Origin of the sequence: Fictibacillus iocasae, assembly GCF_042665465.1 — a bacterium.
Classification (GTDB): domain Bacteria; phylum Bacillota; class Bacilli; order Bacillales; family Fictibacillaceae; genus Fictibacillus; species Fictibacillus iocasae.
The window spans coordinates 99,704-122,910 of sequence record NZ_JBHTCP010000002.1; the positions used below are offsets into that span (position 1 = coordinate 99,704).

The 23,207-nt window shown below is 44.7% G+C and carries 23 protein-coding genes; 14 read left to right on the forward strand and 9 right to left on the reverse strand.

The window, feature by feature from the left end; genetic code table 11:
* Window positions 1-65 precede the first annotated feature (65 nt).
* The 3 genes from ACFQPF_RS00385 to ACFQPF_RS00395 form a co-directional block, all read right to left on the reverse strand.
* Window positions 66-1,082 (reverse strand): acyltransferase family protein, encoded by a 1,017-nt coding sequence (locus ACFQPF_RS00385; protein WP_379744819.1) that lies wholly within the window; start codon window positions 1,080-1,082, stop codon window positions 66-68.
* A 144-nt stretch (window positions 1,083-1,226) separates the two neighbouring features.
* A complete protein-coding gene (gene ytvI / locus ACFQPF_RS00390) occupies window positions 1,227-2,261 on the reverse strand; it encodes a sporulation integral membrane protein YtvI (protein WP_379744822.1) in 1,035 nt (344 codons plus the stop codon).
* A gap of 139 nt (window positions 2,262-2,400) precedes the next feature.
* A complete protein-coding gene (locus ACFQPF_RS00395; RefSeq protein ID WP_379744825.1) occupies window positions 2,401-3,207 on the reverse strand; it encodes a YihY/virulence factor BrkB family protein in 807 nt (268 codons plus the stop codon).
* Window positions 3,208-3,727: 520 nt separating this feature from the next.
* Here ACFQPF_RS00395 and ACFQPF_RS00400 point away from each other — a divergent pair.
* Complete coding sequence (locus ACFQPF_RS00400) at window positions 3,728-4,411, forward strand: TerC family protein (RefSeq protein WP_379744828.1); 684 nt, start codon at window positions 3,728-3,730, stop codon at window positions 4,409-4,411.
* A 351-nt stretch (window positions 4,412-4,762) separates the two neighbouring features.
* On the opposite strand, the gene ACFQPF_RS00405 is transcribed toward ACFQPF_RS00400, so the two are convergent.
* From ACFQPF_RS00405 to ACFQPF_RS00415, 3 genes are read right to left on the reverse strand one after another with little or no spacing between them, the layout of a single operon-like run.
* Entirely contained in the window at window positions 4,763-5,743 is a 981-nt protein-coding gene (locus ACFQPF_RS00405; RefSeq protein ID WP_379744831.1) for an ABC transporter permease subunit, read from the reverse strand.
* Complete coding sequence (locus ACFQPF_RS00410) at window positions 5,736-6,650, reverse strand: ABC transporter ATP-binding protein (RefSeq protein ID WP_379744834.1); 915 nt, start codon at window positions 6,648-6,650, stop codon at window positions 5,736-5,738. Before ACFQPF_RS00410 ends, ACFQPF_RS00405 begins: the two co-directional genes overlap by 8 nt.
* The gene (locus ACFQPF_RS00415) at window positions 6,647-7,465 is read right to left on the reverse strand and encodes an SGNH/GDSL hydrolase family protein (protein WP_379744837.1); all 819 of its coding nucleotides are present in this window, start codon (window positions 7,463-7,465) and stop codon (window positions 6,647-6,649) included. The genes ACFQPF_RS00410 and ACFQPF_RS00415 overlap by 4 nt, the downstream gene beginning before the upstream one ends.
* 159 nt (window positions 7,466-7,624) lie before the next feature.
* Here ACFQPF_RS00415 and ACFQPF_RS00420 point away from each other — a divergent pair, with 159 nt between their 5' ends.
* The 5 genes from ACFQPF_RS00420 to ACFQPF_RS00440 all read left to right on the forward strand — a co-directional run bounded on the left by ACFQPF_RS00420 (window position 7,625) and on the right by ACFQPF_RS00440 (window position 12,638).
* Window positions 7,625-8,839, forward strand: coding sequence for a DUF418 domain-containing protein (locus ACFQPF_RS00420; protein WP_379744840.1), 1,215 nt, complete (start codon window positions 7,625-7,627; stop codon window positions 8,837-8,839).
* Between the two features lie 97 nt (window positions 8,840-8,936).
* A complete protein-coding gene (locus ACFQPF_RS00425) occupies window positions 8,937-9,482 on the forward strand; it encodes a TVP38/TMEM64 family protein (RefSeq protein ID WP_379744843.1) in 546 nt (181 codons plus the stop codon).
* Window positions 9,483-9,555: 73 nt separating this feature from the next.
* The gene (locus tag ACFQPF_RS00430; protein WP_379744846.1) at window positions 9,556-9,843 is read left to right on the forward strand and encodes a metal-sensing transcriptional repressor; all 288 of its coding nucleotides are present in this window, start codon (window positions 9,556-9,558) and stop codon (window positions 9,841-9,843) included.
* Between the two features lie 15 nt (window positions 9,844-9,858).
* Window positions 9,859-12,246, forward strand: coding sequence for a heavy metal translocating P-type ATPase (locus ACFQPF_RS00435; protein ID WP_379744849.1), 2,388 nt, complete (start codon window positions 9,859-9,861; stop codon window positions 12,244-12,246).
* A 179-nt stretch (window positions 12,247-12,425) separates the two neighbouring features.
* The gene (locus ACFQPF_RS00440) at window positions 12,426-12,638 is read left to right on the forward strand and encodes a copper ion binding protein (RefSeq protein ID WP_379744852.1); all 213 of its coding nucleotides are present in this window, start codon (window positions 12,426-12,428) and stop codon (window positions 12,636-12,638) included.
* 68 nt (window positions 12,639-12,706) lie between these two features.
* Here ACFQPF_RS00440 and wrbA read toward each other — a convergent pair whose 3' ends face one another.
* Both wrbA and ACFQPF_RS00450 read right to left on the reverse strand, forming a co-directional pair.
* Window positions 12,707-13,333 carry an NAD(P)H:quinone oxidoreductase gene (gene wrbA / locus ACFQPF_RS00445; protein WP_379744855.1) on the reverse strand — a complete coding sequence of 209 codons (627 nt, stop codon included), beginning with the start codon at window positions 13,331-13,333 and terminating at the stop codon, window positions 12,707-12,709.
* Window positions 13,334-13,446: 113 nt separating this feature from the next.
* Window positions 13,447-13,824 carry a hypothetical protein gene (locus ACFQPF_RS00450; RefSeq protein ID WP_379744858.1) on the reverse strand — a complete coding sequence of 126 codons (378 nt, stop codon included), beginning with the start codon at window positions 13,822-13,824 and terminating at the stop codon, window positions 13,447-13,449.
* Between the two features lie 596 nt (window positions 13,825-14,420).
* On the opposite strand from ACFQPF_RS00450, the gene ACFQPF_RS00455 reads away from it, so the two are divergent.
* The 5 genes from ACFQPF_RS00455 to ACFQPF_RS00475 all read left to right on the forward strand — a co-directional run bounded on the left by ACFQPF_RS00455 (window position 14,421) and on the right by ACFQPF_RS00475 (window position 19,685).
* Window positions 14,421-15,752, forward strand: a complete 1,332-nt coding sequence (locus tag ACFQPF_RS00455) for an FAD-dependent oxidoreductase (protein ID WP_379744861.1) — start codon at window positions 14,421-14,423, stop codon at window positions 15,750-15,752.
* A gap of 284 nt (window positions 15,753-16,036) precedes the next feature.
* Window positions 16,037-16,738 carry a 5-oxoprolinase subunit PxpB gene (pxpB, locus tag ACFQPF_RS00460; protein WP_379744864.1) on the forward strand — a complete coding sequence of 234 codons (702 nt, stop codon included), beginning with the start codon at window positions 16,037-16,039 and terminating at the stop codon, window positions 16,736-16,738.
* Window positions 16,735-17,709, forward strand: coding sequence for a 5-oxoprolinase subunit C family protein (locus ACFQPF_RS00465; RefSeq protein ID WP_379744867.1), 975 nt, complete (start codon window positions 16,735-16,737; stop codon window positions 17,707-17,709). The genes pxpB and ACFQPF_RS00465 overlap by 4 nt, the downstream gene beginning before the upstream one ends.
* Window positions 17,709-18,488, forward strand: coding sequence for a LamB/YcsF family protein (locus ACFQPF_RS00470; protein ID WP_379744870.1), 780 nt, complete (start codon window positions 17,709-17,711; stop codon window positions 18,486-18,488). The genes ACFQPF_RS00465 and ACFQPF_RS00470 overlap by 1 nt, the downstream gene beginning before the upstream one ends.
* Before the next feature lie 3 nt (window positions 18,489-18,491).
* Complete coding sequence (locus ACFQPF_RS00475; RefSeq protein ID WP_379744873.1) at window positions 18,492-19,685, forward strand: NRAMP family divalent metal transporter; 1,194 nt, start codon at window positions 18,492-18,494, stop codon at window positions 19,683-19,685.
* A gap of 466 nt (window positions 19,686-20,151) precedes the next feature.
* Here ACFQPF_RS00475 and ACFQPF_RS00480 read toward each other — a convergent pair whose 3' ends face one another.
* Window positions 20,152-20,814 (reverse strand): phosphatase PAP2 family protein, encoded by a 663-nt coding sequence (locus tag ACFQPF_RS00480; protein ID WP_379744876.1) that lies wholly within the window; start codon window positions 20,812-20,814, stop codon window positions 20,152-20,154.
* 403 nt (window positions 20,815-21,217) lie between these two features.
* On the opposite strand from ACFQPF_RS00480, the gene ACFQPF_RS00485 reads away from it, so the two are divergent.
* The 3 genes from ACFQPF_RS00485 (at window position 21,218) to ACFQPF_RS00495 (ending at window position 23,177) form a co-directional block, all read left to right on the forward strand.
* The gene (locus ACFQPF_RS00485) at window positions 21,218-21,442 is read left to right on the forward strand and encodes a hypothetical protein (RefSeq protein WP_379744879.1); all 225 of its coding nucleotides are present in this window, start codon (window positions 21,218-21,220) and stop codon (window positions 21,440-21,442) included.
* A 96-nt stretch (window positions 21,443-21,538) separates the two neighbouring features.
* Entirely contained in the window at window positions 21,539-21,748 is a 210-nt protein-coding gene (locus ACFQPF_RS00490; protein WP_379744882.1) for a hypothetical protein, read from the forward strand.
* A 142-nt stretch (window positions 21,749-21,890) separates the two neighbouring features.
* Window positions 21,891-23,177, forward strand: coding sequence for an ABC transporter substrate-binding protein (locus tag ACFQPF_RS00495; RefSeq protein WP_379744885.1), 1,287 nt, complete (start codon window positions 21,891-21,893; stop codon window positions 23,175-23,177).
* Window positions 23,178-23,207 lie beyond the last annotated feature (30 nt).

A 23,207-nucleotide genomic window follows, 5' to 3' on the forward strand; every position in this document is an offset into this window, starting at 1 on the left:
CACAAAAAAAGCCCGGTACTCCAGCATCTTTATTACTTTAAAGATGAGTGTGTACCGGACCCCGGTTAGTTTAGCATTTTTTTGAGCTTGCTCCAGCGCAGCTCGATCAGCGGCTGTGCGATGGCAATAACGGGCTTGCTTGCAAGAAACAGCGTGACCATCATCGCAAGCAGGACGAGTATGATGTACCAGCCATTCTGCTCGATGGACTTAAAGAGCTCTGTCGTGAAGAGCCATTTTACAACAAATCCGTGCAGCAGATAAATGTACAATGTCCGCTCTCCAAGCTCGGTAAAGAACATCCTTCGTCTAGGAATAATCGCAAGAATACTGAACGTCGCTAAAAACATGACCGCATACATGCCGAGCCGGATAAAGCCACCCGCCCAGCTGTAGATTCCAAGTATTTCTGCATAAGATGAAGACGAAAGCAGCCATTCCTTCGTGCCGTTTGGAAAAACAAAGTGGTAGGTGACGAAGAGTACGATCAAGAATGCTGCGGCAGCCGCTTTTCGAGAAGGCTGCAAAATTCTCTTGAAATCTCTTTTCTCCAGCAAATGGCCGAGTAAAAAGACAGGAAAGAAGACAAACGTGCGCAGCAAGCTTAAAAACGTGCCGATATCATGAATGTAGCCAGCCAGCACACCAATGACAATAGCAATCGCTAGCGGGTACTTAAATTTGACGAACAGCTTAAGCAGGATGTTCCAGAACACGAGGCTTAACAAAAACCAAAGCGTCCAATGGGGATCAAAAAAATCCAGCTTGACTTCGTCCTTGCTGTACAGATCAAAATAAAAGAACGTATAGATGATTTGAAAGACGATGTAAGGGACGAGCACTTTGCGGAAAATTTTTGGTAAATATCCTTCCTTATTCACGCTTTTCGTAAAAAAACCGGCAATCAGGATGAAAGCGGGCATATGAAAGGTATAAATAAAATTATAGATGGTATAAAGCCATTCGTTTTGATTTTTAATAGGAGAGATAAAGTGGCCGAAAACAACTAGGAAAATAAGGATGAATTTAGCGTTATCGAAATAATAATCTCTTTCTTTCTGTGCATCTGCTGCTTGACTCATGACCATTCCTCCAACTGCAATATCGCATCCATACATTTCGAAGAGTGATGCCAATTTGCTTCCTCTCTCTATTATTCCCATTCCGAAATTGTTGAAAACTAGCCAGTAACAAAAAAAACAGCTCCCAATAAGGAGAGCGGCAGTTTAAAAGTCTATTTTTATTTTCAAGAACCCTGCACTTCTTAAAGCTTCGTATACAATGACACAGGCGGGTCCGACGATCAAACCGATGAATCCGAGCAGCTGGAAACCGATGTACAGAGAGGCGAGGGCGGCAAGTGCTGAGATGCCGAGGCTTGAGCCGAGTATCTTTGGTTCAATGATGCGGCGAATCACAGTGATGACTCCGAACAAGATAAGCAAGCCGATCGCCAAGTGGTCGTTGTTCGAGACGAAGAAGTTATACAGCGCCCAAGGAACGAGAAACGATCCCGTTCCCAAAATAGGGAGTATATCAACAATCACAATAAGCAATGACAGAATGACGGCATATTTAACATCCAATATAACAAGGCCGATAAAGGCCAGCACATACGTGATAAAGCTGAGAATAATCTGTGCACGGAAGAATCCGACGGTTGCTTTTGAAAGCTGAGAGAAAACGATCTCGACTTTCTCGCGCGCAGATGTTGTGAATAAATTCAAAAATTCTGCGTAAAGCCTTGGCAGGTCAAGGGAGAACAGAAACACGGCAACAAGATAGATCACGATATAGATTAACAGTTCAGGTATGTAGGTGACTACCCCGATAATGGCATTCGTCAGTTTTGTTGCGGAGTTGACTCCGTAATTTTGCAGCCCGTCGAGTCCGCTTTCAATTGTTCTCACAATTTCAGGAGGCAGCGTGCTGTAAAAATTTTCCCACTCGTAAAACGTGTTTTCTGCGATGTTGAAGATGTGTACGGAATACGATGGGATAATCTGCGAGAACTCAATGATTTGAACAACCAGGTTAGTTGTCAGCCACCAGGAAAGTATGCCGAAACCGGCAAGAAACAAGATAAATACGACAGATACAGATAACAGCCGTTTCATTTTGAAGCGTTTCATGAGGACTTGTACAACATTTTCGAGCATAATGGCAGTCACAAGCGCCAGCAATAATGGGATGCTGTAGAACACGAAAATAAAGATGCCGGCAAGCAGAAGAACAATCAGAATTAAGTTTTTTAACGTCATAGGTAAGTTCCCAACCCCTTACATTTCTTGCAGCCTTAAGATCCTGATAAATCGTCCGTCCAAAGGTTATATCCTCATCATTATACGCATCAAAAGAAAAGTCAATCATTCTGTGTAAATGTTATGAAAATTGTTGTTTCTATGGTGATCTCGTCTTCATCGTCAGGATGGCGTTCAGCTGCCCGCCTGTAATTAGGATCATGGCAGATAAATAGAACCAGATCATCAGTGTCAGCAGGGCACCTAGGTTGCCGTAAATTTGGCTATAGTCAAAATACGTCACATATTGAGAAAAAATATAAGAGATTCCATGCCAGCCGAGTGCAGAATAAAGTGCACCCGGCCAGACGTTCATTAAAGAGAGCTTGCGGTATGGAGCAAATTTATAAAGTGCAGCAAACATCGTGAACAGGACGAAGAAACTGATAAAATAGCGTGCCGCCTGCCATGCGTCCCATAATGGATGGGACCAGCCTGTCCGGTTGAAGACATATTCGCTCAATATCCGTCCGAACACGGGCAGCAGAAGGGCAGTGAATACAGCAAACACAAGGCCAAGCGTTAATAGGACGCCAAGTGCAAGCTCCTTTATGAACGGACGGCTCTCCTCGATTTGATAGGCATGATTAAAGACCCGGATAATTGCATGAATGCCGATAGATGAAAGCCAAATCATGATCAGGAGAGAAAGCGACAACACATCGCCGCGCTGTTCATTTAACAGCCGGACTAAACTGAATTCTAACAGCCGGTATGCTTCTTCAGGTGCGACCGATTGAAAAAGAGTGAGAGCGTAGTGTGTGGAGATGGGCAAATAGCCGAGCAATGTAAAGACAAGAAAGCTAAAAGGAAACAATGAAACTAAAAAGTAGTAAGCGAGCTGAGCGGACAAATCAAACACGTTATCTTCTAAAATGCGTTTTCCCCATTCTCGAAACAAATTCATGCTTTTTTCTCCCGTCAGCAGTCTTATCAAAAGTATAGACAGCTTTCAAAAAAAAGAGACTTAAGTGTGAAACTTAAGTTCTTTTTCATCGTATAGTAGATGTCAGCTGTTAATAGTACTCGTCCCAATCATCGCAGCAGGAACTTTTTTTTCGGCAGTTTCCTTTTCTGGCACCGCACCCGCACGAGCACAACACCACAAACGGTGAGGCAGCAGTAGGCGGGACAGCGGTCGGACAGCAGCAAGGGCTTACCGGAGAGCAGAGAATCGGCACGGTTCCGCACAACACACAAGATGAGCATGATAGCGCCTGAGAAACACATTGATTGCAATTACACATAAAAATGCACCTCCTTTCTTCTACTATATGAAGAAGGTGGATAAGCTGTAAGGGCAGCTTGACGCCTTTTTATTGCGTATATCATAAGGCTGTTTGAAAACGGCGGTATAAACAGTATCTATCACTGCGAAAAATAGGGTATAATACAAAACAGCATCTTTTGAGGAGGAAATAAAAAAAATGGAAGTATTTTCGGCAGAATTTTTTTCAGCACTTTTAGCAATTGTTGTCATTGACCTCGTACTGGCTGGGGACAATGCCATCGTCATCGGCCTGGCAGCGCGAAACCTGCCTAAGGACCAGCAAAAAAAGGTTATTATTTGGGGAACGGTAGGAGCAATCGCAATTCGTGCAGTGGCTACACTGGCAGTCGTCTGGCTGCTTGAGATCCCTGGCTTGCTGCTCGCAGGAGGAGTCGTTCTAGTATACATCGCATACAAACTGTTAGTAGAAGAGAAAGAGCATGACATTGAAGCAAAGGATAGCTTGTTTGCAGCCATCCGTACCATCATTATCGCTGACGCAGCAATGGGTCTTGATAATGTAATCGCAGTCGGTGGAGCGGCACACGGCAACTTCCTGCTTGTTGTAATCGGCCTTTTAATCTCTGTTCCAATCGTAGTTTGGGGAAGCACCCTTTTCTTAAAGCTAATGGATAAATACCCTTGGATCATCACAGTCGGTTCTGCTATTCTTGCTTGGACAGCAGCTAAAATGATCGTTGATGATCAATTTACAAAAGGTTACTTTGAAAATGCGGTGATTAAATATGGTTTTGAAATTTTAGTTATCATCGCTGTTCTTGCTGCTGGACAACTTAAGAAAAACAGCATGAAAAATAAAAAACAAACTAGTGAGCAATAAAAAGAATTATAGCCATACTCCATATTGAATGGAGTGTGGCTTTTTTCTTTGTGATGAATGGCGTTTCTATAAAATGGAATTATGGCCGCGATCGATGTTTAGCGAGCGCAATTTATCAAATTACGCCTGCAAATGTGAAGAACGCAGCCGCGGATGACCGAAACGCGCCCGCAGTTGCGTAGAACACGCCCGCGCCGCAAATTCTGAAACTCCAAAACGACCAGTTTTCGCCAAGCTGTCTGAAACTTTCTAATTATAAGCTAACTATAAGCTCGAAAGTCAGTACAATCTATTAAAAAAAGCCGATTTAGGTTGTCACAACACAACCTAAATCGGCTTTTTCACTTATTTTTAGTAAACATCACGCTTTGTGAATACGACGAACGAGATGACTAAAGCAGCAGCGGTCCAAACAGCGAGTACCGCCATCGAGAAGCCGAGTGACATGCCTTCGATTGGAAGCGCCATGCCACTGACATAATTGGTGAGCTGCAGGTTCACCATGAAAAAGTATTTCGCGCTTTCCCAGCTAGAAACCATGTTTACGAGAATGGCACCTGCAATCAAGGCAGCAAGCATGATTCCCATAACGGCAGCTGTACTGCGGAGAAGCACTGAGAGCATAAAGGTAAGTGTGCCGACTGCGACACAGACGAACCAGACGAGGCCAAATTCCATCAATATATATTGCCATTGCGGCACCATGTGGACATTTGTTGTCATTAATTCATCGCCTTGTACGCTGAATCCTGTCAGAAGCGGCAGGTTCCAGCCACCGTAGCCGAAGACGACACCAGAAATGACATAAGACAGAACTCCGACCATCAACACGATAAACGAAACGCTGAGCAGGAGGGCAAGATACTTGCTCAGCAAGATCCGCCACCTCTGGACCGGTCGGGTGAGCAGCAGCTTGATCGTTCCGCCGCTCGCCTCGGATGATACGAGGTCAGCTGCGACAACCATCACAAGCAAGGGAAGAAGCAGGTCGATCGAGTTTTCTGCAAATATCCGCATGAAGGTTGGAGCGCCAGGTGCTTGCGGATTGATATCGTTGTCCAGGTAATATTGCTGCTGAGTGAGGCGGACTTTTAAGAACTTGCGCCACTCGTCCTGCAGTCGGCTCGAACTCAGCCGATTCTGCGTATCAACGATTTCCTGCTGCAGCCTTGTGCGCCAGTCATCCGTACCGAGCTTTTCGGCAGCCGTCTGCACTTGCTTGAACTGAGCGTATGTAAACAGCGGGACGAGAAAAGCGATAATCAGGATGATAACGTACAGGCGCTTTTTTCGGAGCAGCTTCAGCATTTCGTTGTGCACGAGACTAGTCAATGGTTTCCCCTCCTGTCAGTTCAAGGAACAGATCTTCAAGAGAAGGCAGCTGAGTTTTCATCTCAGACACCAAGACTCCCGCTTCGATCAGTTTTTTGTTCCAAAGCGGAACCTTTTCTTCATCATAAAAGGTAATCAATGTATGATCGAGACCTTCTTTCACATCCGTTTCCTCACTTAGCAGGCGGGCAGCCACGTCTTTCGGTTCAGCACGCCAAATCACGCGCTCTTGTTCGGCAAGCAGCTTCTCAACCGTATCTGTGCGGATGACGCTGCCTTTTGAAATGATGGCAACACGGTCACACAGCAGCTGGATCTCGCTTAAAAGGTGAGAAGAGACGAGCACGCTCAAACCTTCATCACGGGCGAGGCGGCGGATGAATTCGCGCATCTCACGGATACCGGCAGGATCGAGTCCATTAGTCGGTTCGTCCAAAATAAGCACTTTCGGCCGGCCGAGCAATGCCTGCGCGATGCCGAGACGCTGGCGCATGCCGAGGGAATAGGTGCTCACCTTATCATGGATGCGGCGATCCATACCGACGAGATCAATGACTTCATTCAATCTCGATTTCGGAATCGACTTATCCATGCGGGCGAAATGCTCGAGGTTTTCCCAGCCTGTCAAATACGGGTACAATTCAGGATTCTCTACGATACAGCCGAGGTGGCGCATCGCTTCTGTAAACTGTGAAGTTACACTTTTGCCGCCAATCGTAATCGTGCCTGATGTAGGTTTGATCAGTCCGACTAGCATCCTGATCGTCGTTGTTTTGCCCGCGCCGTTCGGGCCGAGAAAACCGAACACTTCACCAGGGAAGAGGGAGAAGGAGATGCCTTTAATGATTTCCTTGCGTTTGATCGTTTTGCGCAAGTCTTTTACTTCAAGTGCCGGAATCGCTGTCATTTGGTTTGGCCCTCCTCTTGTAAGGTAATTAGTGAAGCGACACGTTCGGCGATCAGCTTGTAGCCCTCTGCGTTCGGATGGAACTGATCGCTGTATAAATAATTCTCTGCACGAAGCTGAAACAGATCAAACGTAGGGACGTAAACGATTTTCTCAAATTTTGCGGCTGTATCTGCAGCGGCGAAATTCCAGTCACGTACGGCACCTGTCGTTAAGTCTGCATCTTGCATGTTAATGAAAGGGTTGTACAAGCCGACATGGAAAATCTCTGCCTGAGGATTTTGTTTGCGAATCGCTGTGTAGATCGCCTCAAGGTTCTTAATATATTGAACTTTGTTTTCCTCTAGTCCGCCGGTTTCGAGATTTTCCAGCGCTTCACCGCCGCGGAACAGATCGTTCCCTCCGATGGTCATGACGATTACGTCAGCGTTTGCGATCTGGCGCTGAATTTGTGGCTGCTTAAGCTGCTCCAATAGTCCATCCGAGCGTTCGCCTTTAATCGCTGAATTAGCAATGGAAATATCTTTGTCGGATTTTTTCTTTAACTGTTCAATTAAGTATCCGACATAGCCTTTTCCGTTATCGTCACCGGTCCCTCGTGTGAGGGAATCACCGAGTGCAGCCACCTTGATCTTGCTTTTGTCTTTCTTTTGAGTCTTTGTTTCCGGACGGGAGGACGTATTTTGTGCAGACGGCTGAAGTTCTGTATGGCTGTCAAAGAGCTGGTCCTTCATCGCCCAGCCGAGACCAAAAAGAAAAAGAAGAGCGGAAAAACCAGATATAGCGATGACGATTGGCAGTGTTCGTTTTTTCAAAGCTTAGTGCACACCCTTTCAAAATACTTGCGTTATTCATTCAATATAACAAACATTTACGTTTTTTCTAACTTTTTTGCACTATTAAGGTAAAATAAACCAAGAAGCAGCATTTCCTGTATGATTAAATGCAAGTAAATAAAAACGAGGTGTCTAAAAGTGGAGGTAAATCCGGTTGGAGAAAAGGAGAGGATCAGGGTTCTAGATGTGATGAGAGGCAGTGCTCTCTTAGGGATCCTGCTCGTGAACATGAAATCATTTTCCGGTCCTGATTCGTATATCATGTTTTTAAGCTATGAGTATTGGAACGAGTCATATAATGTGGCAGCAAACGTGTTCCTTGATTTCTTTGTACAAGGCAATTTTATAACCATGTTCAGCTTTTTGTTTGGTTTTGGGATGATTATTATGAAGGAGCGCGTTTCATTAAAAAAATCGAAGTTCTTGCCTTTTTTTATAAAACGGCAGTTCGTGCTGTTATTGTTTGGAGCAATTCATGTCATATTTTTCTGGCATGGAGATATTCTGATCAACTATGCGGTGATTGGACTGGCTGCCCTTCTGTTTATACGGCTCAGTCCGAAAACACTATTTGTGACAGGCTTGGTGATTTTGACGCTGTATGCAGCACTGATGACCTCCGCTACGGCGCTTTATCATGCGACAGGCGAGCCATTAAAGGTGCAGCAGAAAGAAGATGAAAAAAATGCGACGATCATTCAAGAGCAAATTATAGTGTACAGCGCGGGCAGTTTCGCTGAGGTTATGAAGGAAAGGCTGAGCGAATGGAAAGATCTCAATGCGTTTATTTTCATGTCTGTTATTTCACTGATTCCCATGTTTCTTTTCGGCATGCATGCGGCCAAAAAACGGGAGGGATATACAAGGAGTAAGCTTTGGCAGATTTGGTGGATTGCGCTGTTTCTAGGTGCGGGAAGCAAGGCATTGCCCGTCCTGTTTTATAGCGAAAAAGGGGAGAGCGGTGCGTATGACATCTCCTGGATATGGGGGTATAGTTTTGGCGGTGCGTGGATGAGCATTTTTTACTTGGCATGTATTGCGTTGCTTTATCAAACAGATAAAGGGAAAAGATGGCTGGGTGTTTTTGAAGCTCCCGGCAGGATGGCCTTTACGATTTATTTAATGCAGTCCGTCATTTGCACCGCTATTTTTTACAGCTATGGTCTTGGTCTATATGGTTCGACCGGTCCGCTATTCGGTGCGTTTCTGGCCATGCTTATTTACAGTGCACAGCTTCTTTTCGCCAGATGGTGGCTCTTACGGTTCACGATGGGACCGCTCGAATGGATATGGAGAACATTGACCTACGGTAAAAAGATCAAATTGAAAAGGGAAATGACCATCACTCCTTAAATAACTCGCCATGCGGATGCATGGCTTTTTTCTTTGTTAAGCTTTAAAATGTGCATAGAACGGAAACCCCCATAGGGTATAGAAAGGAAAAGGCGTAATGACAGAACATCTATTATCCATCATGAAAGAAATGCCCGAAACAGCCATTATCCTTAGTTTATTGTTAAGTGTTGTCGTCGCTGTTTTGGGCATGGTGCCGAGTGTTTTTATTACGGCGGCCAATATTTTATATTTTGGATTCTGGGAAGGAACGGCGTTATCGTTTGCCGGAGAGGCGATTGGGGCTGCAGTCTCATTCTGGCTCTACCGAAAAGGCTTCAAACAGTCCTTCAATCAAAAAGTGGAGAAGTATCCTAAGCTTAAACGATTGATCGAAACGGACGGTATGGAAGCTGTTACCTTGATCATCTCACTGAGGCTGCTTCCGTTCGTTCCTTCAGGCATCGTGACCTTCGCCGCTGCAATGGGCAGGGTATCTACAGGTTTGTTTATCGTGGCATCTACAATCGGGAAAGCACCTGCACTTCTGCTGGAGGCGTACTCAGTAAACGCGGTAACAGTGTGGGGAACTGAAGGTAAAGTGGTTCTTGCCGTTGTTGGGTTCGTAGGCATCTGTGCATTTTTTACAAAATCAAGAAGATGACAGTTGCATACTATAGGGGGGTATAGTATATTATAGTCATAAGCGCTACAACATCTCTAAAGGAAGTGACTACATGGATAAATCGACTCACCGCTGCGGAGAGGATAAAGAACTGCTGATCAAAAGGCTGAAGAGAATTGAAGGCCAGGTTCGCGGTATACAGAAAATGATTGAAGACGACCGGTATTGTGTCGACATTCTTGTTCAAATATCCGCCATTAATGCAGCGATGAAAAAGGTGGGTTTCGAGCTTCTTGAAGACCATACCCAGCATTGTGTGGCAGATGCCATTACCTCTGGAAAGGGCGATGAATCGATCGCTGAACTGATGAAAGTATTTCAGCAGTTTTCTAAATCTTAAAAGAAGGTGATTGCCATGAGTCAAAAAGAAGCGACTATCGGTATTACGGGAATGACCTGTTCTGCTTGTGCCATCCGCATCGAAAAAGTGCTTAACAAAATGGACGGAGTAGAAGCGAATGTTAACTTGGCGATGGAAAAGGCATCGATAAAATATGACCCAGATAAAGCTGGGCTGGATACCATTGAACAAAAAATTGAAAAGCTGGGATACGGTACTTTGAAGGAAAAAGTAGAGCTCGATATTCAAGGCATGACATGCTCGGCGTGTGCGATCAGAATTGAAAAAGGGCTCTCTAAAATGGACGGAGTTTCTCGTGCAGCAGTCAATCTTGCAGGAGAAACAGGAAGTGTTGAATATAACCCCGCTCACGTATCTGTTGAAGATATGATTCGAAAAATTAAAAAGCTCGGCTATGAAGGAAGCGTGAAACAAGAACGTGAGCAAAAGCAGACGTTAAAAGAAGAGGAACTCAAACACAAAAAAATGAAGCTTTTTCTTTCGATCATCCTATCCCTTCCACTGCTTTACACGATGATCGGGCATATGCCGTATGATTTTGGTATTCCTGTACCGCAGTTTCTTATGAATCCGTGGTTCCAGCTATTGTTTGCAACACCTGTACAATTCTATATTGGCGGGCCATTTTACGTCGGTGCTTTCCGGGCGCTCCGTAATAAAAGCGCAAACATGGATGTTCTCGTAGCACTTGGAACGTCAGCTGCTTACTTTTACAGCTTGGCTGAAGCGTTTAAAACGCTTGGGGCAGACCATTATCATCCGCAGCTTTATTTTGAAACGAGTGCCGTGCTGATCACACTTATACTAGTCGGTAAATACTTTGAAGCACTTGCGAAAGGGCGCACGACAGAAGCAATCTCGAAACTTCTCAGCCTGCAGGCGAAAGAAGCGACCGTTATCCGAAACGATGAAGAGGTTAAAGTTCCTCTAGATCAAGTTAAGGTATCCGACTTACTTCTTGTGAAGCCTGGAGAAAAAATACCGGTAGACGGTATCGTGATCACTGGTCTTTCATCAGTGGATGAAAGCATGATCACTGGTGAATCCTTGCCTGTCGAGAAAAAAACAGGGGACCGTGTGATCGGTGCTACCATCAACAAAAATGGTGTGTTAAAAATGGAAGCGCAGAAAATCGGGAAAGAAACAGCGCTCGCAGGAATCATTAAGATCGTAGAGGAAGCTCAAGGGTCAAAGGCACCGATACAGCGAATGGCAGACATCATTTCCGGTATTTTTGTTCCGATAGTTGTTGGAAGTGCACTCATCGCGTTTGCTGTCTGGTATTTTCTTGTTGACCCAGGCAATCTTCCGCAGGCGCTTGAAGTGGCCATAGCGATTCTCGTTATCGCTTGTCCGTGTGCGCTCGGCCTCGCCACACCTACTTCCATCATGGTTGGAACAGGTAAAGGAGCCGAACAAGGAATTTTGTTTAAAGGCGGAGAGTACTTGGAGGGCGCCCACAAGATCAACGCTGTGCTATTAGATAAAACAGGTACAGTGACGAAAGGGAAGCCGGAAGTGACCGATGTGATCGAGCTGAGTGAAGGGTTTCTGCCGTATATTATCGCGGCAGAACGCGCCTCTGAACATCCACTCGCTGAAGCGATCGTGAATTATGGAAAAGGTGAGGAAAAGCTTGAGGTGCAAGAGTTTTCAGCTGTACCGGGTCACGGAATTACCGCGGTAATTGAGGGCAAGAACTTTCTAGTGGGAACACGAAAGCTGATGAACGAGCGATCTGTTGACTATGAAGGATATGAGGAAGAACTGCTTAGGTTCGAGGAAAAAGGGAAAACAGCAATGCTGTCTGCAGTTGATGGTAAGCTCGTCGCCATTATCGCTGTCGCGGATACGGTAAAAGAAACGTCCAAAAATGCGGTTGCCGCGATGAAAGAAATGGGTATAGACGTGTATATGATCACGGGTGATAACGAACGCACAGCAAAGGCGATTGCTGCTGAAGTCGGCATTGATCACGTTTTCGGCCAAGTACTGCCAGAAGAAAAAGCAAAAAAAGTGAAAGAACTTCAAGAAAGAGGATTAAAAGTTGCGATGGTCGGCGACGGCATCAATGATGCTCCTGCTCTTGCAACAGCTGACATCGGAATGGCCATCGGCTCAGGAACTGATGTGGCGATTGAAGCCGCGGATGTCACGCTTGTTGGCGGCGATTTAAATCACATTCCAAAAACGATTCTGCTCAGCCGCAAAACGATGCGAAACATCAAGCAGAACTTGTTTTGGGCGCTGTTTTACAACGCAGCCGGCATTCCGATTGCCGCTCTAGGTCTGCTTGAACCATGGGTGGCCGGTGCGGCAATGGCATTCAGTTCGGTTTCAGTCGTAACCAATGCACTTCGATTAAAGAGTACAACAGTTTAAACAAAGGCTCTTTTAGTAGAGATTGTTGCTTTAGAACTGTCTGCTTGTGCAAACTTATTGCTGCCGGATTGACTCTGTGGATTGCTTGTACGTCATCTCACAAATTCTTTTATCATAATCATCTTTGAATTCTTCATTGAGAAGTTTAAAATCCTAAACAAAAGAGAGGAAGAATAAAAATGGAAAAGAAAACACTAATAGTAGAAGGTATGACATGCAATCATTGCAAAATGGCGGTAACAAAAGCACTGGAAGAGATCGGTGTGGAGAAAGTCAATGTCAGTCTAGAAGAAAAAACAGTTATGGCAGAATACAGCAACAGTGCGATTACGGCAGACACACTAAAAGAAGCCATTGAAGATCAAGGCTATGACGTGAAGAACGTACAATAACAAACAAAAGCCGCGGCAAGCAGATGTCAGTTGACAGGCTGCATGCCGCGGCTTTTTCAATACAGGATTTATAATTTCCCTTTTAATGCTGAGGAAACTTTAGCCACGCGCGCACCAAGACGAGAGGCCATTTTCAGTTCTGCGTCCTGCGGCTGCAAGCTTCCGTCACTGCCCGCGATGGTGGATGCAGAGTAAGGTGATCCGCCGATTGAATCTGATGTGTTCATCTCCTGATTCTCTCCATAAGGAAGACCGACAAATATCATGCCAAAATGCATAAGCGGCACAAATGTGGTAATGGCTGTAGATTCCTGGCCGCCGTGGATGGTCGCGGTACTCGAGAAAACAGCCGTTGCTTTCCCTTCTAGTGCACCCTTCGCCCAAAGTCCGCCTGCAGAATCAAGGAACTGCTTCATTTGCGCAGGCATCATGCCATATCGAGTCGGTATGCCCCAAATGATCCCGTCTGCCCATTCTAAGTCTTCTGTAGTAGCTTCTGGGATATCCTCCTGCTGCTCCTGAGCTTTTACATAAGCCTCCTGCTGGCTCATGAACTGCTTTGTCACCTCAAACTCAGGTATTTTGACGACTTTCACTTCGCATCCGTCCACACTTTTTGCCCCTTCAGCCACTGCTAGAGCCATCTTATAAATGTGGCCGTATGAGCTGTAATAAGGCACAAGAATTTTAGCCATGTTTGTTTTCCTCCTTTATTCGGTCATCTTCCATTATTCCCCGACATAAAAGAAGAAAACATAATGATAGTCGGCGCATGAAAAAAAGCCTGAGGAAATCAGGCTTTTTGCCATCAATAGTAGGGATACGGATACGGATAGGGATAGGGTGGATACGGATATGGCGGATAATATGGAAACAGTGACAGAGCGGTCAATGCTGCGAGCGGATAAATCCTAGGATACCAACGGCGGTATCGCGGTCCCCAATAAGGGCGGCCCTCACGAGTAGACTGCCCCTGAGACTGTGTGTCCTGCGGCTCCATATCTTGAGGAATCATCATGGTCACATTCTGTCTGTCGACGTTCGTGATAATGCCTTCTACTTGCTGTCCGTCTTTTGTTTTAGCCAGTACATGATAAGACACGCACTGCTTGCACAGCGAATGCATTTGCCCTGCGCGATCTAGCTCTTCTTGATCTGTATGTTCCTGTTCCAGGTTTTCTGACAAAATTGATCAACTCCTTCCCACATTCATTTTATTGCCGTTGTGCAAGCAATATGTCTGTTTAAAGAAAGTTGTTGGATCTCCGCCAAAGGTCCTTGAAACATTGGCTTAGCAATTTGCTTGTGTGAATATGGAAGCTTTTGCGTTGGGAACTATAATCTTGGCATCTATAACGGAAGCGGCACACAAGTCGCAAAAGTGTAGAACAGCAACGGTACATGGCCTGCTTCGTATGAATACAGCAGTAATTTCTCGCTAACGACCGACAGCACAGGTCACGCAGAAAAAGTGCTCAACGTCCAGATTGCAAGCGGAACCACCGGGTCTGCCAGCATGAGGCTTCGCCAGAGTACAACACCTAAACATACAGAAAGCATAACCATCGGCAGTGTGCCTGCAGAACCGCTTACACAATAATAAACAAATTGCCTATCAGATAGCCCTTTATCTGATGGGTATTCTTATGAAAAAAATTTTTTGTGAAAAACTTCACATAAAACTATTGCAATTTGAAACTGAGGTTCATATAATGGAATTAAGAAGTATGTGAAATATTTCACATAACTAACACTCAAGCGTACCTACAGGAGGAATTACTCATGAAAGTAGCCGTTATTGGATGTACACATGCCGGGACAGCGGCAGTTATGAATATCATCAAACAGTATGAAGAAGCTGAAGTGACCGTCTACGAAAAGAACGACAACATATCGTTTTTATCATGCGGCATCGCGTTGTATGTAGGCGGTACGGTAGAAAAGGCGGAAGAATTGTTCTATTCGTCACCCGAGCAGCTATCTCAAATCGGTGTGAAGATGAACATGCGTCATGAAGTGCTGGAGATCAACACATCAGAAAAAAAACTGATTGCCAAGAACATGGAGACCAGTCAAATCATTGAAGATACCTATGATAAATTGATTCTCACAACTGGCTCATGGCCGATTGTGCCGCGATTAGAAGGCATTCATCTAAAGAACGTAGAACTTTGCAAGAACTATGAGCATGCCAAAAGCATTATTGAAAAAGCAGAAAGTGCACAGAACATTTCGGTTATCGGTGCAGGTTATATCGGCATCGAACTCGTAGAGGCGTTCAGTGAAGCGGGGAAAAAGGTGACACTTGTTGACAGTTCTGACCGCATTCTAAATAAATATTTAGACGAGGAGTTTACGGAAGTCATCGAGAATCAGCTTCACCTTAAAGGTGTAACTCTTGCATTGGACGAAATGGTTTCCGGCTTTAGTGGAAAGAATGGAGTGGTTTCGGCCGTCCGGACGTCAAAAGGTGAACATCCAGCAGACCTCGTTATCCTTTGTGTCGGCATCCGTCCCAACACCAATCTTGTAAAGGGGCAGGTGGATATGCTCCCTAACGGCGCGATCAAAGTGAACGAATTCATGGAGACAAGCGTGAAGGATGTGTTCGCTGCGGGTGACAGCTGTGCTGTGATATATAATCCGACACACACGCATGAATATATTCCGCTCGCGACTAACGCTGTGCGGATGGGAACATTGGCTGCAAAGAACTTAAAAGGAAGAAGAGTGAAATACAGGGGAACACAAGGAACATCCGGATTAAAGCTTTACGATATGAACATCTCCTCAACAGGGCTGACAGAAACGAGTGCACTTGCTATGAATTTGAATGTGAAAAGTATCACAATCAATGACGACTATAGACCAGGCTTTATGCCGGAAAATGAAACGGTCCATTTAAAAGTCGTCTATGAGGAAGAATCAGGACGAATAGTCGGGGCGCAGATCTTGTCCAAGGCTGACCTTACACAAAGCATGAACACACTCTCTGTCTGCATTCAAAACGAGATGACGATGGAAGACCTCGGCTATGTCGATTTCTTCTTTCAGCCACACTACAACAAACCATGGCATTTCTTGAACCAAGCAGGTTTACAGGCTGCAGAATAAAACGATATGATAACGGCTAAGAGACTGAATTCATTATTCAGTCTTTTTTTCTTTTACTTGGTCTAGCCTTTTTAGAGAAATACGAGGAAAACTATCTATTTTTACAAACAGATTTTCATCTACTACGCTAGCTGTAAAATGCATCCATGGTATTATTATTGAAAAAATCTTATGATTATGTAAGTTTCATTAGATGTTTCTTTACTAAGTTTTTGGCAATAGCAGGGGCACCTTAAAACAAATGACGTTTTTTGCGAATACTTTTCATTAGGAGGGATGGATATATGGACTATACTATGACACCGCTGGGAGATTCTGCTGTGCTGCTTCAGTTTGGAAGTGGGATTAGCAGAGAAATGAACGAACAAGTACAAATAGCAGCTGCTGCGCTTGAAGCAAGTCCATTTAAAGGTATGAAGGAGCTTATTCCGGCATTCTCTACACTTGCTGTCGAATATGATCCTGTTCTAGTCAACGATCCTTTTCCCTATGAAGCAGTGAAGGTCATCATAAAGGATACATTGCAAAAGGCTAAAGGCATACATACCTCTTTATCGAAAACCGTAAAAATTCCTGTTTGCTATGAATCCCCATTTGCTATGGATCTTGACGTTCTTTCACAGCACACTGGCCTTTCCGTTTCAGAAATCATCTCCTTGCATACTTCAGCTGACTATTATGTTTATTTTCTTGGTTTTGCTCCAGGATTCCCGTTTCTAGGCGGTATGCCAGAAAAACTAGCGATGCCGCGGAAAGCTTCACCACGAGAGAAAATTCCTGCAGGGTCGGTAGGTATTGCGGGAAGCCAGACAGGAGTCTATCCGATTGAGACACCTGGCGGATGGCAGATTATCGGGCGCACACCATTACAGTTTTTTGATCCGGAAAACGAAGAACCGGTACTGATCAGCCCTGGTGACACCGTTAACTTTTACCCTATCAGTAAGGAAGACTATGACGAATATGTGAGGGGAGAGAAACGATGAGCATTACAGTTCAAAAAGGCGGCATGCTCACAACGGTTCAGGATCTTGGCCGAACAGGGTATCAAAAATACGGGGTTATTGTGAGCGGTGTGATGGATGCTTTCTCGGCTAAAATGGCAAATCTTCTTCTCGGTAATAAGGAAAATGAGGCGGTTCTTGAAATGACCGTTCTTGGTCCGCATCTGAAATTTAACAGCAGTGCCATCATCTGTGTAACAGGAGGCGACCTGCATCCGATGCTTGATGGAAAAAGTATGGGCATGTGGAAGCCAGTGCAGGTTTCAAAAGGGGCAGAGTTAACGTTTAAAGGTTTGCGCAAAGGCTGCCGCTCGTATCTTGCTGTTAAGGGTGGTTTGGCATTGGAAGAGAAAATGAACAGCAAAAGTACATATTTGCGAGCAGGATTCGGCGGGTATAAAGGGAAGAAGCTTGATTCAGGAGACGTGCTTGAGCTTTTAGAAAGTAAGCTGCCATGTTCTATAGGAGAAAAGCTGAACTGGGGACTGATGCCGCTCGCGAATGAACGGCCAGCAAAGCATGCGGAGGTTCGTTTTATAAAAGGCCCGCAATATAGCTGGTTTATAGAAGAATCACAGAAAATGTTTGAGCAGGGTGTCTATACTGTACTGCCGAATTCAGACCGGATGGGGTACCGGCTGCACGGTGAAAAAATAGAGAAAGTAGAACCTAGAGAGCTTGTTACAGAGGCTGCTTCTTTTGGCACGATTCAAATCCCGCCTGACGGGCAGCCAATCATCTTGATGGCGGACAGGCAGACAACGGGAGGCTATCCGAAAATCGGGCAGGTCATCTCCGTTGACCTGCCCATTGTGGCACAAATGTCTCCACATAGCAGCATCACGTTTAAAGAGGTTCCTTTAAAGGAAGCCCAGACGCTTTTGCTGCAGGAGAACAAGCTGTTTGAACAGATCAAGACAGCCGCTAAGCTGAAATGGAGGGATTGGTCATAATGAAACGTGTCGATATAAACTGTGATTTAGGTGAAAGCTTCGGCCAGTACGTCCTCGGATGCGATGATGACATCATGAATCATATTACCTCTGCCAACATTGCCTGCGGATTTCATGCCGGCGATTATGCGACGATGCGAAGGACAGTCGCGCTTGCTGCTGATAAGGGTGTAAAAATGGGCGCACACCCTGGTCTGCCTGATCTGCAGGGCTTCGGCCGCCGGAATATGGCTTTGTTAAAGGGAGAAGCCTTTGAGCTGACTCTGTATCAGCTTGGAGCACTTGAAGCGTTCACACGCGCACAGGGAGTCAAGCTATCTCATGTAAAGCCGCACGGAGCACTGTATAACATGGCGGCGGTGAGCGAGCAGCTGTCAGAAGAAATCGCCCGCGCTGTTCATGCATTTGATCCTGAATTGCTGCTGTACGGCCTTTCAGGATCAGAGCTGACAAAAGCGGGTGAGCGGGTGGGGCTAACTGTTTCCCATGAGGTATTTGCTGATAGAACGTACCAGGAAGACGGTACGTTAACTCCTCGCTCACAGGACGGATCGCTCATCACGGATGATACGGCTGCAGTGCGGCAGGTTATCCAGATGATCAAGCAGGGAACCGTAACAACATTGACAGGAAAAGTAATTCCTATCCAAGCGGACACAATCTGCATACACGGAGATGCCGATCACGCTTTATTGTTTGCCCGTAAATTGCGTGAAGCGCTAATAAAAGAAGAGGTCGCAATCACTTCACCACAATCTGCAGCAAAGAAAGGAGTTTAAAAAATGAAAGATAACAGCCAGACAGCAGGAAAATGGTCCGTTTTGCTTGGAGCTGCGTTCCTGATGGCAACTTCAGCGATTGGGCCAGGATTTTTGACACAAACGACCGTATTTACCGAACAGCTTCTTGCAAGCTTCGGTTTTGTTATACTCATTTCCATCATTCTAGATATCGGAGCACAGCTGAACATTTGGCGAATCATTGCCGTTTCTGAAAAAAGAGCGCAGGACATCGCAAATATTATCCTCCCGGGACTAGGAACGTTCCTTGCCATTCTAATTGTTATCGGCGGACTCGCCTTCAACATTGGTAACATTGGAGGAGCGGGACTGGGGGTGAATGTTCTGTTTCCTGGGATGACACCGGTAATGGGGGCGGTAGTCAGCGCGGTTATTGCCATTGGCATCTTCCTTGTTAAGGAAGCTGGCAAGCTGATGGATCGTTTTACACAAATTCTTGGATTCTTAATGATCGCTCTAACCGTTTATGTTGCTTTCGCTTCAAGTCCTCCAGTTGGGGAAGCGGCGTATCGCACGTTTGTACCAGAGAAAATCGATATCATTGCCATTGTTACCTTAGTTGGGGGGACGGTAGGTGGCTACATCACATTTGCTGGTGGACACCGTTTATTGGAGGCTGGCATTAAAGGCCAATCTTCCCTTCCGGAAGTGACAAAGGGAGCGGTTTCGGGAATTTTAATCGCATCCATCATGCGGATCATGCTGTTCCTTGCTGCTTTTGGTGTTGTCTCACAAGGACTTCAATTGAACCCAGATAATCCTCCAGCATCTGTCTTTCAGCTAGCTGCAGGTAATGTAGGTTATAAACTATTTGGACTCGTCATGTGGGCGGCAGCCATTACTTCTGTTGTCGGCAGTGCTTATACATCTGTTTCATTTATTAAGACGCTGCACCCCATGATAAAAAAGCATGAAAAAGGGATTATTGTTATCTTTATATTAGTATCTACCGCTATATTTGCATCAGTCGGTAAGCCAGTGACTCTTCTTATCTTAGTTGGGGCTCTTAATGGATTGATTCTTCCGATCAGCCTTGGCGTCATGCTGGTGGCAGCCCACAAAAAAGCAATTGTCGGAAATTATCATCATCCTAGGTGGCTTACACTGTTTGGCGGAATCATCTTAGTTGCCATGGCGATTATGAGTGTTTATACAATTATGAACATATCGTTTTAAAAATCTTTTCGCAGAGATTATTGCTAATGCCTGAACGACCATGAGAAGGTGTAGTACATCATCCTTCAATACGATATCTATAAGGATTGCTTGCATTATCATAAAATGACTTCTTCTAAATCGTTAGCTTAATCGACATGAATACTTCATTGATTCGTTGATCGTAGTGAAAGGTGCGGACTCCTCGAAAATGAACATCACATTTTCTTCGTGCGAAGTCTTTCTTCGATGCCTTCCTTATCCTGCGGGATGAGTTAGAAGGTGAGACCCTTCAATGGCGCGTGCGACGAAGGGGCTCACCGCTCATCCCGCGGAAAGCGTGCACCTGTAACGGAGATCAGCCTCTTCTCGAATTCTAAACGCAACAATGTTTACGCAAACAGCCTAGAAATAAATAAAGCCGTCATCCAAAGCTTGGGATGACGGCTCCTTTTATACTAGATGAAAATGACTACAGTATACATCTTTATGATTCGGTAACTTTTTTGTTTTTAGAAAACCGTTTAAGAAATGCAGAGGCCATTGTGGGCTCAAGGAAATAGAAAAGCTTAAACAGCAGGTTGCCAAGCAAAACGCCAGCGATAACGTCGAGTACGACATGCTGCTTGACGAACAGAGTAGAGAGGATAATCGAATAAGATATAAGAGAAACAGCAATATCCCGCTTGAGCGTCCATAGCTTGCTGTGGCGCATCGCAATAATCATCAGATAGCTGCTTAACACATGGATGCTCGGGAAACAGTTAAACGGCTGATCTGCACCATATACGTAAAGGACGAGTGAGGTAAGTATACCTTCATTGATAACCTCTGGGCGTGGTACAGTCGTCTGAAAAAAGAAATAAACCGTATAGCATATCAGCATTCCAGTCGTAAAGCTAAGCAGTGTTCTATAATAAATCCTTCTATCGAACAAACAGAAAATAACCAACATGATAAAGATAAACGCGTACCAAAGCATGTAGGGAACAACGAATATTTCTAAAAAAGGAATGCTATGGTCAATCGTCGTAATAAGCTGCCGTGCTCCTCTTTCTCCATGGTTCAGTGCTTCATAAATTAAATTCAGCAAAGGAATAGAGAGCAGGAGACACAGCGGCAGAAAATGTTGTTTAATGTAACTCATCATAACTACTCCTTTGTTAACTCTTTTTTAACATATACCCCAAATGTACTCAATAGAAAACGAAAATGTAACCATTCCATCATACAATATCTTGTAATATTTTTACAATGAAAGGCATTTGGAATTTCCTCACCAAAGCTGCAGGCCATATGTCTGGCGGTGAATGGTAATCTTAGTATACTTTTTAGCGTGTCATGTATTCGGTAAACATCCACAGAAAGGTATACAAAATAATGGTGAATCAGTTGCAAAAATGGGAATTCTCCATTTAAGGTATGTTCATTTTTATGTTCGGGAATGTACAATAAAGGAAAGTTATTTGACTTTTCTGACAAAATATCCGATAATAGGTTTGTACGTTGTTATCCTTATTGCTGAACACGACCTCTAGAAGGGAGTAATGGCGATGGTTGCAGGTAACAGAATTAAAGTAGACCGTTTTGACGGCGAGTATTTCGAAATCAGCCACTATTGGCTGATGGATGTAATCTGGAAAAAGTATCATATGCCTCTTGAAGAATTTTTACAGTCGTATGATAGAAAAGACAGTGAGTATATTTACTCGCTGGCCCTTCATTCCGCTGTAGACATGGAAATGAAATATGATGAAGATTACCTGCTGATCGGGTAGTCTTTTTTTTGCTTTTTTTAGAAGAGTTTTTTTAAATTGAATGTCAAAAGCCCATTTCTCTTCATATGATGTGAGCAACAGATGGGAGGGCTTATCGTGGCTAAGAAAAATGCAAAAAAGAACAACCTGAAAGACAGCGGTTTCAATAAATATCAGCATACCATTAAAATGGTGACGAGCGAAACATGCATCTCCTGTAAGTCTCAGTGTGCGAGAGGCATCGCCTATATCGAAAAGATGTCTGAACCGGGGGCATTAGGAAAAGGAGTACCATGCCATCTGACAAAAGGAAAAGGAATGAAGTGAAGAAGCCTTCTTTTGAGGGCTTTTTTTAAAATTGTTTTTTTATCAGTATAACAAATTGATCATTTGAAACCGGTTTCTTTTTGGAACTTTTAGGGAATGTTTCTCGTGTGTGCACGTAAAAAAATTTCCGGGAGGAAGAAGGATGAAAAACAAAAAGAGATGGGTTTTCCTTTGCTTGCTGCTTGTCATCACCTTAATCGCCGGCTGTTCGAACGATGATACGGGCTCGGGAAAAACGAAGGATGGGGAAGTGCAGCTAGTCATGTGGGCACATCAAGGCCAGCCGAAGGAAGTGGACTTTTATAAGAAGAGAATCGATGATTTTAACAGCGCATACAAAGGAAAAATTAATGTCGAACTTAAGATTATTCCAAGTGGTGCAGGACATGCCTATGAAGATAAAATCAATGCGGCAGCGACATCCAATGGCCTACCGGATGTGCTCGATATGGACGGGCCTTTCGTTGGGAACTATGCAGCTACTGGAATTTTAGCTCCAATCGATTCGTTCATTCCAGACAAAGACAAGAAAGATTTTGCAAAATCCATCATCGAGCAGGGTACATATGATAAGAAACTTTATGCGCTTGGAGCGATGGAATCTTCCGTGGTGCTGTTTTACAATAAAAAGCTGCTCAGTGAAGCAGGTATTAAAGTGCCTGAGAAAATGGAGGATGCCTGGACGTGGGATGAGTTTCTTGAGAATAGCAAAAAGCTAACGAATGATAAAACAAAGGGATTAACGATGCACATGGATCTCGGTGTCGGGGAATGGTTCACGTACATGGGTTCAGTATTTGTCTGGTCAAACGGCGGGGACCTGCTAAGCGAGGACCGCAAGAAGGCTGAAGGCTATTTGAACGGGCCAGAATCAGTAGAAGCACTGGAGTATGTACAGAAGCTTTTCAAGGAAAAAGTTGTATCCATGTCGAACGGACCGGCTGATTTTGAAGAAGGCCGTGCAGCGATGATGCTTGGGGGAGTGTGGCTCATTCCGGGATTTGATGAGTATAAAGATTTGGACTGGGGCATCACCTATTTTCCTTACGCGAAAGAACCCGCTTCACCGTCGGGTTCATGGGCATTTGGGGTATCCAGCCAATCGAAATATCCAAAAGAAGCAGCAGAAGTGGTGAAGTGGATGAGCAACAAAGAATCGGTTGTGGAAATTTCTAAGATAACAGGTATGCCTCCTGCTCGTTCATCGGCTTTTAATGAATTGAAAGAATATGATGAGATGCCGAAAAAGGTAATCAAAGATCAAGTGCTCCAATCCGCAACTGCCCGTCCTTCTACGCCCGCTTATCCTGTACTGACTTCTAAGTTTGCTGAAGCATTCCAGGCTGCCGCACTCGGCCAGGATGTGAAAAAGGCACTGGACAAAGCAACAGAAGATACGGAGCGGGAATTGGAGCGGTTCAAGAAATAAAAGAAAGGAAAGGAGTGCGTTACACCACTC